Origin of the sequence: Paradesertivirga mongoliensis (genome assembly GCF_024436395.1) — a bacterium.
In the GTDB taxonomy this organism is placed as follows: domain Bacteria; phylum Bacteroidota; class Bacteroidia; order Sphingobacteriales; family Sphingobacteriaceae; genus Paradesertivirga; species Paradesertivirga mongoliensis.
In genome coordinates this window covers 375,427-389,072 of record NZ_JAFMZO010000003.1, presented here as the reverse complement: position 1 = coordinate 389,072, position 13,646 = coordinate 375,427, and the positions used below count along the sequence as shown (strand labels likewise).

Sequence of the window (13,646 nt, the reverse complement as noted above, 5' to 3'; positions counted from 1 at the left end):
TTTCGAGAGGGCGCATAAACTCTTTGCTTTACAAAGCTAATAACGCGGTACATGAATTTAAATATGAGCGATAGAAAAACAGGTGGACTATTACTGATTTTTGTTTTGGTATTCTTCAATTCTAGCTTCGCCGATATCAGGCTGCCGAAGCTTATCACCGACAGTATGGTACTGCAGCGCGATCAGCCCTTAAGGATCTGGGGCTGGGCATCTCCACAAGAGAAAGTCAAAATCAGCTTTCGCGGGAAATCAGTTACTGCGACTGCTGGAAACGAGGGACGCTGGCAGGCAGCTCTTCCTGCAACCAAAGCGGGTGGACCGTTTGAAATGAGGTTACAGGGTAAGAATCTTATTGTACTCAAAAATATCCTGGTAGGCGATGTATGGTTATGCTCGGGGCAGTCTAATATGGTGCACCAGATGGGGATCCATAATGTTACATACGCAGAAGATATCGCAAACGCGAATTATCCTAAAATCCGCCAGTTTTGGGTGCCTACAAGTACCAGTCTGTCGGGCCCACGTGACGACATTCGACAAGGCGCCTGGAAATCAGCGAATCCTAAAGATATAAACGATTTCTCGGCTGTAGCATATTTCTTTGCTCGCAATATCCATGAGAAACACAAGGTTCCTATCGGCATTATCAATGCTAGCGTGGGCGGCACACCCATCGAGGCTTGGACTAGCGAACAGGGGCTTAAGGATTTTGCCTCCATTACGTCGGTGATACAACGGAATAAAGACACCGCCAGGGTGAACAGCCTAAACAAGCCATCGGGGGTATCCAATGCTCCCCGTCTTGAACCCGACAAAGGTTCGAGCGGACCTGTTAAGTGGTCTGATCCTGCATATCTCCCCAAAAACTGGCGTAATATTAATGTGCCCGGATATTGGGAAGATCAGGGAATCCGCGACCTCAACGGGGTGGTGTGGTATCGTAAAGAAATTAATCTTCCAGCGTCGATGGCTGGGATGCCTGCTAAATTATTCCTTGGTCGGATAGTCGACGCCGACGTGGCTTTCATTAATGGTAAACAGGTTGGCAGTACATCATATATGTATCCTCAAAGAAGATATAATGTTCCGGCTGGCTTACTGATTGCCGGAAAAAACCTTGTTGTGGTGCGCGTGCAAAATAATGGCGGCAAGGGTGGATTCGTTCCCGATAAGCCATATTTCCTGGAAGCTGGAGATCAGAAAATTGACCTGAAAGGTGATTGGCAGTACAAAGTAGGGCAGGTATATCGTCCGGCAACGGGCAGGGGTGGACCAGGAGGAATATCGGAGCAGAACCAGCCGACTGCGCTGTATAATGCAATGATTGCACCTTTTACTAACTATACTATTAAAGGCGTGCTATGGTACCAGGGCGAGAGCAATTCCGGCAATCCTATAGAATACAGGAAATTATTGCCAGCCTTAATCAGCGACTGGAGACATAAATTTTCGCAACCAGCCTTGCCCTTTTACCACGTTCAACTCCCCAATTATGGCGATGCTACATACCTGCCCGTTGAGAGCAATTGGGCCATGATGCGCGAAGCCAGTTTAAAAACCCTTAATGTTCCTAATACCGGAATGGCAGTTACCATCGAATTGGGTGAATGGAACGATATTCATCCCGACAATAAAAAAGATGTGGGCGAGAGGCTCGCTTTAATAGCTCGTCGTTTTAATTATGGAGAAAAAAATCTTGTTTACAGTGGTCCGCTCTATCAATCATCCAAAATAGACGGTGACAGAATAATTCTGAGTTTCAGCAATATTGGCAGCGGTTTAATTAGTATCGATGGCGAAGAGCTGTCACAGTTCGCTATCGCGGGAGCTGATAAAAAGTTCGTTTGGGCGAAAGCTAAAATAGAAGGCGACAAAGTGGTGGTTTGGTCCGACGAGGTGCCAGAGCCGAAGTACGTAAGATATGCCTGGGCGGATAATCCGGTCGGTCCTAACTTGTATAACGCTGAAAAGTTGCCTGCTTCGCCTTTTAGAACAGATGAATAGCATTTTACAAGCTTCTAATAATCGAAATTTAAGAAGTGCGGAGGAAGCCTAAGAACCCCGCCTTCTCAAAAGTGCTCTTCGCAGAGTTGCCTGTTAGCCATTGCCCCGGCAAGATTACCGGTTGTTACAGCGCTCGCTACAGAACGCATAGGCGTTGTGCAGTCGCCACAAGCGTATACTCCCGGGATAGTAGTTTGCAAAAATGCGTCAGTTTTTATAAATCCATGTTCAGTAAGTTCACACCCAAATTTTTGAGGGATGTCCGTATGCTGTACGAACGGCAGTTTTGCATAAAGGGCTTTCAATGGAGTTGAGGAACCATCTGTAAAGATCAGATGCTGAATCTGTCCTTCGATATGTTCAATCCGGTCAATCTCTGTTTCTATAACCTTTATGTCGTGTGTTGCCAGCTTTTTTCTTTGTTCCTCCGATAAACTTGACTTGCCGTTTGTAAAAATGCTCAGTTTCCTGGTAAGATTCTTAACTAAAGGCGCCAGGTGCATCGCTGCATCGCCAGCGTCGAGGATGCCGGTAACTTCATTTTTTACTTCATAACCGTGGCAATAGGGGCAGTGGATAACCGATATTCCCCAGCATTCTGCGAAGCCTTCCATCTTTGGCATCAAATCTTTAATGCCAGTTGCAAAAATGATCTTCCCTGTTTGAAAAACTTCGCCCGATTCGGTTTCTATTTCGAACCCGTTTGGAATACTTACTCCCTTTATAGCAAGCCCGTTGTGAAATCTTACGGTTTCATACGCTCCAACCTGTTGCCTGGCAAGCAAAGAAATCTCTGCGGGCGTTTTGCCGTCGTGGGTAATGAAGTTGTGCGAATGGGGTGTCTGTCTGTTACAGGGCGAGCCACCGTCGATAACCAATACTCTTCTGAGTGATCGTCCCAATGCCATTGCCGCAGAGAGTCCGGAATAACTTCCACCGATAATAATGACGTCAAAGTCTGGTTTGTTGGTCATATGTCTAACTTTATTATATCTGCTTGTTAATGCAACGCTGATGCAATATCATTCGTTATATTTGTAAGTGCAACTTAGTTGCGTTTATTTGACATTTAGATGAAATCGATCAGGAATACAGTAGCAAAGAATGAGATTCACAAACTAATCGCCGGCTCTACGGTAGCTTTATCGCAGGCCGAGCTGCAGGCGGCCACAAAAGGATTGTGCGATAGGGTAACGATTTACAGGATACTCGACAGATTAACTCAGGAAGGTTTAATACATAAAGTGCTGAATGTGGATGGAGTAATGAAATATGCAGGATGTGCTGATACCTGCAAGGCGCAACACAAACACGATCATATCCATTTTAGCTGTCAGAAATGCAAATCGCTTACCTGCCTGGCGGGCGTTGAGGCTTCTTATAGACTCCCGGCAGCATATACGGTTATGGAGGCTAACTTCACCTTGTCTGGAATATGTCCCAACTGCACGTAATTATAAAGTAACAGTGTTAAGCAGGATTTATACATGAGATGCTCAGGAGGCTCTGCCATCTTTTAAAATTTTGATGGTAACGTTGGCTAAATCATCATTCACCGGAATTTGACAGGCAAATCGCACAATCGAATAGCCTTTAATAGTTCTTTGCAGCGATGTATGTTCGTTTCTTTTCAAAAAGCCGGTAGAACCGTATATATCCTCTATTTCAATCAGGCATGTTGCGCATCTTCCCATACCTCCGCATTGTCCGAAACCCGAAATATTAAATCTATTTACCAGCAGAAGCCTAAGTGTCTGATATTCGCCCCAAGAGGTTTTCACTTGGTGCTCTTCCCCAGAATAGATCACGGTAAACTCTATATTTCTATTCCTGATAAACATGTCAGTTAATCATTTCTTCAATAAATCCTTTGATTACGATGGCGTGATTGTGTTTTTCATCCTTGGCGCTATACAATAGCGTGACTTCGTTGTGCGTCCTTATTTTTTTAAGCAACCCGGCCACCGCTTTATTGTCATGCAGTTCTTGCTGGTATCGCCAAACAAAAGCCGGCCATTTTTCTGGTTCGTGATTGAACCATTTGCGTAAACTGGTAGAAGGTGCCAGATCCTTCATCCATTCATCAAAAAATATGGCCGGTCTGTTAATCCCTCTGGGCCATAAACGATCGATAAGGATTCGGTAACCGTCGGCAAATTCCGGGTCGTCATATACTCTTTTGATATGCAAGATGTCAGTCATACTACGAGTTTAAACAACGATCAGGATAGCTAACTTTAAATCGGTGATCAGGTCATCCGCGTCTTCGATCCCAACCGATAGCCTCAGTAAATTGTCTTTGATACCGAGGCTCAACCGTTGACTGGCAGTCAATCCTTTATGAGACGTAGCCGCAGGTGCACATATCAAGCTTTCTACTCCTCCCAGACTTAAGGCAGGCTGGATTACGGAGAGTGTTTTAAGGAAAATAAACAGACTTTCATTGTTCACATCTAATTCAAACGACAGAATTCCACCAAAGCCCGACATTTGTTCGGCAGCTATGTGATGGTTGGGATGATCGGGCAGTCCTGGATAATAAACGTTAGATACTGCCGGATGACTCTTAAGGTAATGAGCAATCTTCAGCGCATTCTCGTTTTGGCGCTGCACTCTCAATGCTAATGTCTTTAAACTCCTTTCTACCAGGTAGCATTGATACGGAGATAAGGAGCCGCCGTATATTTTGGCGGTCTGATAAATCAGGTCTTTATGGCTGGTAGTTCTTGATACCAAAGCCCCGAACGGCAGATCGTTGTGTCCTCCGAGATATTTTGTGCCGCTATGTACTGTAATGTCAATTCCCTGATTAATAGGTTGCTGATTGATGGGAGAGGCAAATGTATTATCAACGATGGTTACAATGCCGTGTTTTTTTGCAAAGTCGGCAACTTCCTTAAGCGGAACGATATTGAGCAAGGGGTTTGCCGGCGTTTCAATATAAATAAGCCTGGTGTTTTCTCTTAAAAGCGACTTAAAGCTTTCTACCGAATTGTCGGCATAACTGTAGGATATGCTGCGCTTGGGAAGTTCATTTTGAGCAAAAGTCAGCGTTCCTCCATATAAGTCTCTAGAGAAGATGATATGGTCATCGTTCTGAACAAAAGAAAGTATGGCCGTAGTAATTGCCGCCATTCCAGAACTAAACATTAATCCCCACTTGCCTCGCTCGAGCCTGGCAAGTATTTTGCCCAAGCGCTGCTGATTATACGTAGAGTAAAAGCCCGGATATTGCAATTCTTCATTATCCAGGTAATTATACGCAGCAGAAGGGAAGATCACCGACGTTACAGAACCCCGCAGCTTATCTTCATCGGCTAAAGGATGTACACATAAAGTTTCAAGTTTTTCCATTTTAACAATGTTTCAAGGGTTTCCCGATTTGCGTGTGCTTACGGTTTTCTTCATACATTTCTACAGCCAGGTACCCGGCTTCAAGAAGTTCGTTATATAAACCTGCTTCTTTAGTTTTCTCGAGCATGTCACGCAGAATGGAAATTTCGGCGGGATTATTATACTGCATGTCTCGGAGCAAGGAGGATGTCATGGTTGATTCTGGATCTAATAATCCCTGCAAGGTTTTCCGCTTCCAGATATTGTCTGGGGCAAAGCCATGAAAGGCAGCTGTTTTGCAACTGATCTCGAAAGCTTTTTTGATTTGGCGGGCACCTTGCGGCGTAGATGCAATGTTGCCCATGGTGTCGCCCACCAGACAGGTTGCTGACGCTGCTGTAGAAATGAATATTAATTTCTTCCAGATATCCATCTGGATATTATCCGAGTAGCTTATAAACGGAGCATCCTTGAAAAGAACATTACGGGCAAACCTTAGAAAAGATTCTTGCTGAGGAAGGAGAGCCCCTACAGTTAAAACCTGTAAATCGTTTAAATGAAGGATATTTCCGTTGCTGTCCAGCACGGTTGACAGGTGTGCAAATCCTCCCAGGACAAAGTTTTTTCCGAACTGGTTAACTAATTTAGGATAATGGGATATGCCATTGAGGAGGGGTAGAATGTAGGTCGACCTTTGCAATGTTGACAATAGTTTCACTGCATCATCCAATGCATAGGATTTACAGGAAATGATAACTAATTGAAATACATCAGTAAATTTAAGACTGGTTATCACCTCTGGATATACTGTGAAGTCGCCTAGCGGGCTTCTCACTTTTAATCCGTTTTGTCTCAAATGTATAGCTCTCTCCTCACGAACCAGGAGAGTAACATGAATGCCTTTGTCTTGCAGAAGAGCTCCAAAGTAGCCGCCAACTGCACCCGCTCCAAGAATTAATATTTTCATAATCAACTTATTAAATGCTTTGAAAGCCATTGAACCCGCCCGGCTTATGACCCGGGCAGAAGTTCAGATAGCTTAGGTATAATTGGAAGTAGGATACTTTAAGCCGTGTTTATCATCCATAAATCAGCGGTTGGGCTGAGGGGTGTACCGTAAATAGGAATTTATGGATTGATGTCCTTTCGGGAATCTGGCGGCAATTTCTTCGTTTTTTATACTTGTAGATATGATCACATCCTGGCCATCAACCCAATCTGCCGGAGTACCCACGCTATATTCTGCCGTTAATTTTAAAGAGTCTAAAACCCTCAAAATTTCGGTGAAGTTTCTACCGGTTGAAGCAGGATAAGTAATGTTTGCTTTTATTCTTTTATCTGGTCCGATAAAATATACTGAGCGAACAGTTACCGATGTAGATACATTATCGTGGATCATCGCATACAATCTCGAAATCTCCTGATCCGTATCGGCGATTATTGGAAATTCGACCTTTGTATTCTGTGTTTGGTTAATGTCTTTAACCCAATTTTGATGCGAATCAATATCATCCACACTAATGGCTAAAACTTTCGTGTCTCTTTTTTCAAATTCCTCTTTTAGTTGAGCCGTACGGCCAAGTTCGGTGGTACAAATAGGTGTAAAATCGGCAGGATGCGAATACAGGATCGCCCATTTGTCGCCCAACCAATCATAAAAATGGATATTACCTTGGGTTGTTTTTGCACTGAAATCCGGAGCAGTGTCTCCAATTTTTAAACTCATGTTATTTAATATTTAATGTAAACTCTGTTTCTGCAGTTACCCGCCGGCCGCTTAACCCGTACTATTCTGTACAGTGATCTCTTTCGGGTTCTTCGTCCATTCAAGCTGAATCTTTTCGGCTTTGGGATTCCCTTCAAAATCATGGGGAAGATTGGAACTCATGGTTTCAGAAAGTGGTGTCGTTTGAGGTATAAAGTCTTCGTAATGGCCTGGCTTGCTGTAGTCGTATGGCCAGCGGTGGACGGTTGGGATTTCATCAGGCCAGTTCCCATGAAGATGCTCAATGGGGGTGGTCCACTCAAGGGTATTAGCGCCCCAGGGATTCTGGATGGTTCTTTTGCCATAAAAGATGGAATAGAAGAAGTTCCAAAGAAAGGTGAGCTGGGCCAGCCCGGCTCCGATAGCAGACCAGGAAACAAACCGGTTGACCGACAGCCATTCGTTCATAAATTCAAATTCGGTAAACGAGTAGTATCGTCGGGGTACGCCGTCGAGTCCCATAAAATGCATGGGGAAGAATACCAGGTATGCCCCAAAAAATGTAAGCCAAAAATGCAGATAGCCCGATTTTTCATCCATTAATCGTCCAAACATTTTCGGAAACCAGTGATAAACTCCCGCCAGCATTCCAAAAATCGCTGCGGCCCCCATCACTAAATGGAAATGTGCTACAACGAAGTAAGTATCGTGTAAACTGATATCAAGGGATGCATTCCCCAGAAAAATTCCTGTCAAGCCGCCCGAAACCAGGAATGAAACAAATCCGATCGCAAAAAGCATTGCGGGTGTAAACCTGATGTTTCCGCGCCATAACGTCGCCAGATAATTGAATGTTTTCACTGCCGAGGGAACGGCGATCAGAAGGGTTGTGATCATAAACACACCGCCCAAAAAGGGATTCATACCAGATACAAACATATGATGGCCCCATACTAAGAAAGACAAGGTCACTATCCCAATAAGTGAGTAAACCATTGCGTGGTAGCCGAAGATTGGCTTGCGCGAATTAACCGACATTACCTCTGAAACTATACCAAATGCAGGTAATATTGCGATATAAACCTCTGGATGGCCAAGAAACCAAAAAAGGTGTTGCCATAAAATCGGACTTCCGCCCTGATTGGGCAAAACTTGCCCTTGTAATACAATATCAGAAAGATAAAAGCTCGTTCCCATGCTCCGGTCGAAGAACAAAAGCATTACCGCTGATACCAATACCGGGAAAGATAATGTACCAAGAATCGCCGTAAGCAAAAGTCCCCAGATAGTTAGGGGCATTCTCCACATATTCATGCCTTTGGTACGCATATTCAATATGGTACTGATGTAATTCAGCGCTCCCATTAAAGAAGAAGCTACAAACAAAACAATACTTCCCAGCCAGAGTGTCATTCCTGTCCCCGAACCGGGAATAGCCTGAGGCAAGGATGACAAGGGTGGGTAAACTGTCCAGCCGGCACTTGCAGGGCCGCTTTGGACAAAAAAAGATGCACACATCACCACACAGGAAGCAAAAAAGAACCAGTAGGAGAGCATATTAACAAATGGAGAAGCCATGTCGCGGGCTCCCAGTTGCAGGGGGATCAACAGATTGCTGAATGTTCCGCTCAGTCCCGCCGTGAGTACGAAAAAAACCATGATGGTTCCATGAATTGTAACCAATGCCAGATAGAAATCGGGCTTAATTCTACCGCCTTCGGCATATCGGCCTAAAAATGTTTCCAACAGCGGAAATGATTGTTCAGGACAGCCCAGCTGAATCCGGAACAAAATGGAAAGCAACATTGCAAATACCGCCATAATTATAGCAGTGATTAGAAATTGCTTAGCAATCATTTTATGATCCTGGCTGAAGATATATTTAGTTATAAAGCTTTCGCGCTTGTGTACATGGTGATGCCGGAAACTATCCGGTTCGGAAGATAATGAAGCGTCCATTCTAAAAGATTAAGAGACTTTAAAGACAAAACCTGCAGGACCGAGTGTTAGAAGGCATTACTGGTTGGGCCTGCAGTCCGGTCTTTATATGCTTATTGAGACAAATGTAATAGTAAAACATTGTTTATGCAATATTATTTTCAACAGTAACATATTTTTATGTTAATTAATATTGTTTTAACAATACTAATTAAGTTTGGTGTATTCTGCCGATATATAGTATTTTTGTTGTCGATATTTCCAGGGATGAAAGAATGTAAAAACGTTTGCGATACCAAAACTTGCTTTTTATGCCAGAGGTGTCTGCCTGACTGGCTCCCGGCAATTGAAGCACATAAAACTAATTTTGAAGTAAAGAAAGGGCAACCAATCTTCAGAGAAGATGACCCGGTGTCTGGAATTTACTTCGTTTATTCAGGAACGGTTAAGGTTCATAAACGGTGGGATAAGGAGAAAGAGTTAATTATTAGATTTGGAAAGCAGGGAGACATAATTGGCCATTTGGGTTTAGGAAAAGAACCGCGCTATCCGGTTTCAGCGACTGCGGTAGAAACAACAATGCTTTGTTATCTGGATATTTCATTTTTCGAATCGACGCTGAGGGTCAATACAGATTTAACGTATAGATTGATGCATTTTTTTGCCGACGAATTGCAGGATTCGAGAAAAAGCATGCTTGATTTTGTTCATATGTCTGTAAAAGCAAGGATAGCGAAATCGTTTATTGGCTTAAAGAAGCAATTCGGAACAGGAGAGGACAATACCATTAACCTCGAGATTTCCAGACAGGATCTCGCATCGTTTTCCGGTGCATCATACGAAACACTTTTTAAAGTGATTAATGATTTAACGCTCAATAGAATAGTTGAGCTTACCGGCAGGAAGATTAAGATTCTTGATGAAGCCAGGCTCTTAAACATCATCAACCTGGATAATGTAAGTATAAAGTGAAAGATTCGTATCAGAAACTACTGAAAGGAAACCGTGATTTCGTTCGGGAGACAATAGCCAGGGAACCGGATTACTTTAAAAAGCTTGCAGAGGGGCAGAATCCGGAAGTATTATGGATCGGCTGTTCGGATAGCAGGGTTCCGGCAAACCAAATAACCCACACCAGGCCAGGCGACGTTTTTGTGCACCGAAACGTTGCTAACTTGTGTATTCACTCGGATATGAATATGCTAAGTGTGCTGGATTATGCAGTAAACGTGTTAAAGATTAAGCACATTATCGTTGCCGGGCATTACGGCTGCGGCGGTATTTTGGCTGCAATGGGGAGTAAGCAGTTTGGCATTATCGATAATTGGTTAAGACATATAAAAGATGTGTATCGTTTATATGCCAACGAGCTCGATGCGATAACAGATGAGAATGCCCGGGCAAATAGGTTGGTGGAACTTAATGTTAAAGAGCAGGTTTTTAATCTCTGCAAAACAACCATCGTTCAAAATGCCTGGAAAGATCGGGCAGATCTGGAAGTTCATGGCTGGGTAATTGATATCAGCACCGGACACGTAATTGATCTTGGATTTACCTACCGGAATACCGATAATCTTGATAGCGTATTTACTTTCAAGGTCTAGACTTAAACGCTGTCAAATCAAATCTGCCGGGAATGCGGGTTCGCACTCTCTTCTTTAATTCTGGACATTACAAACTCGGCTATCCTGTCGCAGCGAACGAGGTTAAATTCAAAAAGCTGGTTAGTTTTGTAGTAGCTGCTCAATTCGTTCCTCAGCATCTCTTTTGCGCGGGTTAATCTGATCTTAACATTCGACTCACCGAGATTAAGCACTTCCATCGTTTCGCTGGTGCTCAACTCTTGAACCTCCCGCATCACAAAAACTAATCTGTACTTTTCGGGTAAGCTGGACACAGCTTTCTCGAGTATGAGTTTAAGTTCTTTATTCATAAATTTCTTTAATGGAGTTTCATTATGCGAATCCCTGGCTGTTTGATCTGCCAGGATTTTCAAGCCCCTAATCTTTCTTTTTTTCTGAAGCAAACTTTCGTTAATTAAAATCCTGGTCAGCCATGTGCTAAAGGCAGATTTATTCTGGAAACTTGACAAATTCAGAAATGCATTGATATAGGCAGTCTGCATAATATCCTCCGCTTCCATATCATCATCGATAATAGAAATAGCAATCCGATACAAGCGGGTGTTATACTTTCTCATTAATCCTTCATACAGATAATGTTCGCCCTCTATAATTCTGGCGACAATCTCTTCATCTGTTAAGGGTACATTGTCTAGTTGATTCGCTGCATCCATGGAAAAAAAATTTAAATATCTCTGTAAAGAGTACTGAGATAAAAAAGGGTTACAAAAACAGAATATAATATTTAAATATAGAGTTATGTTAGCTTAATTAGGGTTCGAAAAGTCTTTTGTTGCTCTACCCACTTTAATTTTGAATCTATCTTCCTGATATAATGAGACAATTTGTAACCCTTTTCTCTGAAGGTCTCTCTAATGAATAAACAACCTGATATTATGGAAAAATCAATAAAAGACATTCAGAAACTACTTGTGATTACCTATGGGGCTATTCCGATCATTGCTGGCGCCGATAAGTTTACAAATCTTCTAACTAACTGGGGAAAGTATTTGAACCCGGTGTTACGAAGCAGTTTGCCTTTTAGTGGAGATACTTTTATGCACCTGGTAGGAGTAATAGAGATCATTGCCGGCCTCCTGGTTTTTCTCAATCCCGAAAAGGGGGGCTACCTGGTTTGCATATGGCTGGTGTCAATAGCTCTGAGTTTAATTGCCAGCGGAAGCTACCTCGACGTTGCTGTTCGCGATCTGGCTATGGCAGTTGGTGCCTTCTCGCTTGCTAAAATTTCTTCAAAACCCAAATTATAACCCGTATGAGTAAGCACATAGTCAAAGTTCTGAAAGCCGATTTTGTTACTCATAATGTCAAGCGTTTTGTCGTAGAAAAGCCTGCTGGATTCAGTTTTACTCCCGGGCAAGCCTGTGATGTTTCCATTAACCGACCTGGACTTGAAAAGGAGTTGAGGCCTTTTACCTTTACTTCTGTCCCAGATTCAGATACACTTGAGTTTATTATAAAAATTTATTCCGGTCATGACGGCGTTACTAATAAACTGGGAACTGTAGGCCGCGGTGATGAATTGATTCTTCATGATGTATTCGGAACGATTGCCTATCGTGGCGACGGTCTTTACATCGCTGGCGGAGCGGGAATAACACCATTTATAGCAATTCTTAGGGATCTGGAATTAAAGAACAATTTAAGCGGAAATACATTGATTTTTGTAAACCGAACGGCTAACGACGTAATTCTCGAATATGAACTGAAAGAATTGCTGGGGGATAAATTTGTAAGTGTTGTCGAGGCCTCAGGTGATCCATCCATTCCTCCAAAGTTTATCGACCGCGATTTCTTAAGGCCTTACGTAGGTGACCAGCATAAGTTTTATTATATCTGCGGTCCCGAAGCGTTTACGAGTGTCGTCATCGGTTACCTCTCTGATTTGGGAATCGACCCGTCGCAAATTGTTATAGAAGAACCATGGTAGCTACGATTTGTCGCAAGGCGCACTTCAACGCCGCACACCGGCTTCATGTAGATGCATGGGATGATGCTAAAAATCAGGAAGTCTTTGGAAAATGTAACAACCCGAATTTCCACGGACATAATTACGAGTTAATAGTTAAAATAACGGGGCAGATTCAACCGGAAACAGGTTATGTAATGGATACTAAGCTTGTAAAGGATCTGGTAGAAAAAGAGGTTGTTGAAAGGTTCGATCATAAGAACTTAAATCTTGACACCAGGGAGTTTGAAGAGCTAAATCCGACCGCTGAAAATATCGCCGCCGTGATTTACAGGATTTTGAGACCCAGTATCCCCGAAGACAGAAAATTGGGAATAGTACTTTATGAAACAGATAGAAACTATGTTGAATTCAACGGATAAAAACAGCCTTTCGCAACTTGAAGATTTGTTAGGTGAGCAGCACATAGGCACTTCTTATGACACTCCTCTACGAATAGATGCATTTGATATTAGCGACGCCCAAAAAATAGAAGCGATATCCGGACATTTCCGCGAGATAATGAATATTCTGGGCTTGGATCTTACTGATGATAGTTTGAACGGAACACCCGGGAGAGTGGCTAAAATGTATGTGAAAGAGATTTTTGCGGGATTAAATCCGGCCAATAAACCAAAAATAGCTTTGTTCGAGAATAAGTATCAGTATAACGAAATGCTTATCGAAAAGAATATCACTCTTTATTCTAATTGCGAACATCATTTTGTTCCGATCATAGGTAAGGCGCATATTGGCTATATTTCTTCTGGAAAAGTTATCGGGTTGTCAAAGCTTAATCGTATCGTTCAATACTATTCACAAAGACCACAGGTACAAGAGCGGTTAACCATCCAGATAGCCAATGAATTAAAGTCAGTTCTGGAAACGGATGACGTAGCGGTTATGATCGATGCGGCCCATTTGTGTGTTTCATCCCGGGGAATTAAAGATACCAGCAGTACCACAATCACCGCCGACTACAGCGGCACTTTTAATGATCCGGATAGGAAAAAAGAGTTCCTGACGTATCTTTCTTATGGCTAAACTACCTCTAATCTCACACGAGAATTTTCCCGTT

At 42.9% G+C, this 13,646-nt stretch carries 16 protein-coding genes; 8 read left to right on the top strand and 8 right to left on the bottom strand.

Features of this window, described 5'->3' with window-relative positions; all coding sequences use genetic code 11:
- The first annotated feature begins 63 nt into the window (after positions 1-63).
- Positions 64-2,004, top strand: coding sequence for a sialate O-acetylesterase (locus J3P43_RS12935; protein WP_255903028.1), 1,941 nt, complete (start codon positions 64-66; stop codon positions 2,002-2,004).
- Positions 2,005-2,069: 65 nt separating this feature from the next.
- Here the strand turns inward: J3P43_RS12935 and J3P43_RS12930 are convergent, their stop codons facing one another.
- On the bottom strand, positions 2,070-2,978 hold the full coding sequence (locus J3P43_RS12930; protein ID WP_255903026.1) for an NAD(P)/FAD-dependent oxidoreductase: 909 nt from the start codon (positions 2,976-2,978) through the stop codon (positions 2,070-2,072).
- Positions 2,979-3,077: 99 nt separating this feature from the next.
- Between J3P43_RS12930 and J3P43_RS12925 the strand changes: the two genes are divergently transcribed.
- Positions 3,078-3,458 carry a Fur family transcriptional regulator gene (locus tag J3P43_RS12925; protein ID WP_255903024.1) on the top strand — a complete coding sequence of 127 codons (381 nt, stop codon included), beginning with the start codon at positions 3,078-3,080 and terminating at the stop codon, positions 3,456-3,458.
- Between the two features lie 42 nt (positions 3,459-3,500).
- On the opposite strand, the gene J3P43_RS12920 is transcribed toward J3P43_RS12925, so the two are convergent.
- The 6 genes from J3P43_RS12920 to J3P43_RS12895 form a co-directional block, all read right to left on the bottom strand.
- A complete protein-coding gene (locus J3P43_RS12920; protein ID WP_255903022.1) occupies positions 3,501-3,845 on the bottom strand; it encodes a 2Fe-2S iron-sulfur cluster-binding protein in 345 nt (114 codons plus the stop codon).
- Between the two features lies 1 nt (position 3,846).
- Positions 3,847-4,206, bottom strand: a complete 360-nt coding sequence (locus J3P43_RS12915; protein ID WP_255903020.1) for a DUF488 domain-containing protein — start codon at positions 4,204-4,206, stop codon at positions 3,847-3,849.
- 9 nt (positions 4,207-4,215) lie between these two features.
- Entirely contained in the window at positions 4,216-5,358 is a 1,143-nt protein-coding gene (locus tag J3P43_RS12910; protein ID WP_255903018.1) for a trans-sulfuration enzyme family protein, read from the bottom strand.
- 1 nt (position 5,359) lies between these two features.
- The gene (locus J3P43_RS12905) at positions 5,360-6,304 is read right to left on the bottom strand and encodes a ketopantoate reductase family protein (RefSeq protein ID WP_255903016.1); all 945 of its coding nucleotides are present in this window, start codon (positions 6,302-6,304) and stop codon (positions 5,360-5,362) included.
- Between the two features lie 123 nt (positions 6,305-6,427).
- Entirely contained in the window at positions 6,428-7,063 is a 636-nt protein-coding gene (locus tag J3P43_RS12900) for a peroxiredoxin (RefSeq protein WP_255903014.1), read from the bottom strand.
- Between the two features lie 51 nt (positions 7,064-7,114).
- Positions 7,115-8,899, bottom strand: coding sequence for a cytochrome c oxidase subunit I (locus tag J3P43_RS12895; RefSeq protein ID WP_255904031.1), 1,785 nt, complete (start codon positions 8,897-8,899; stop codon positions 7,115-7,117).
- Positions 8,900-9,247: 348 nt separating this feature from the next.
- Between J3P43_RS12895 and J3P43_RS12890 the strand changes: the two genes are divergently transcribed.
- Positions 9,248-9,952 carry a Crp/Fnr family transcriptional regulator gene (locus J3P43_RS12890; RefSeq protein ID WP_255903012.1) on the top strand — a complete coding sequence of 235 codons (705 nt, stop codon included), beginning with the start codon at positions 9,248-9,250 and terminating at the stop codon, positions 9,950-9,952.
- A complete protein-coding gene (locus J3P43_RS12885; RefSeq protein ID WP_255903010.1) occupies positions 9,949-10,584 on the top strand; it encodes a carbonic anhydrase in 636 nt (211 codons plus the stop codon). Before J3P43_RS12890 ends, J3P43_RS12885 begins: the two co-directional genes overlap by 4 nt.
- 17 nt (positions 10,585-10,601) lie before the next feature.
- Here the strand turns inward: J3P43_RS12885 and J3P43_RS12880 are convergent, their stop codons facing one another.
- Positions 10,602-11,276 (bottom strand): RNA polymerase sigma factor, encoded by a 675-nt coding sequence (locus J3P43_RS12880; RefSeq protein WP_255903008.1) that lies wholly within the window; start codon positions 11,274-11,276, stop codon positions 10,602-10,604.
- Between the two features lie 222 nt (positions 11,277-11,498).
- Between J3P43_RS12880 and J3P43_RS12875 the strand changes: the two genes are divergently transcribed.
- The 4 genes from J3P43_RS12875 to folE are packed head-to-tail and all read left to right on the top strand — an operon-like array spanning position 11,499 to position 13,612.
- Positions 11,499-11,870, top strand: a complete 372-nt coding sequence (locus J3P43_RS12875) for a hypothetical protein (protein WP_255903006.1) — start codon at positions 11,499-11,501, stop codon at positions 11,868-11,870.
- Between the two features lie 5 nt (positions 11,871-11,875).
- Positions 11,876-12,550: a ferredoxin reductase domain-containing protein gene (locus tag J3P43_RS12870; RefSeq protein ID WP_255903004.1), complete on the top strand. Its 675-nt coding sequence runs from the start codon at positions 11,876-11,878 to the stop codon at positions 12,548-12,550.
- The gene (locus J3P43_RS12865) at positions 12,544-12,951 is read left to right on the top strand and encodes a 6-pyruvoyl trahydropterin synthase family protein (RefSeq protein WP_255903001.1); all 408 of its coding nucleotides are present in this window, start codon (positions 12,544-12,546) and stop codon (positions 12,949-12,951) included. The genes J3P43_RS12870 and J3P43_RS12865 overlap by 7 nt, the downstream gene beginning before the upstream one ends.
- Positions 12,914-13,612: a GTP cyclohydrolase I FolE gene (gene folE, locus J3P43_RS12860; protein ID WP_255902999.1), complete on the top strand. Its 699-nt coding sequence runs from the start codon at positions 12,914-12,916 to the stop codon at positions 13,610-13,612. The genes J3P43_RS12865 and folE overlap by 38 nt, the downstream gene beginning before the upstream one ends.
- Positions 13,613-13,646 lie beyond the last annotated feature (34 nt).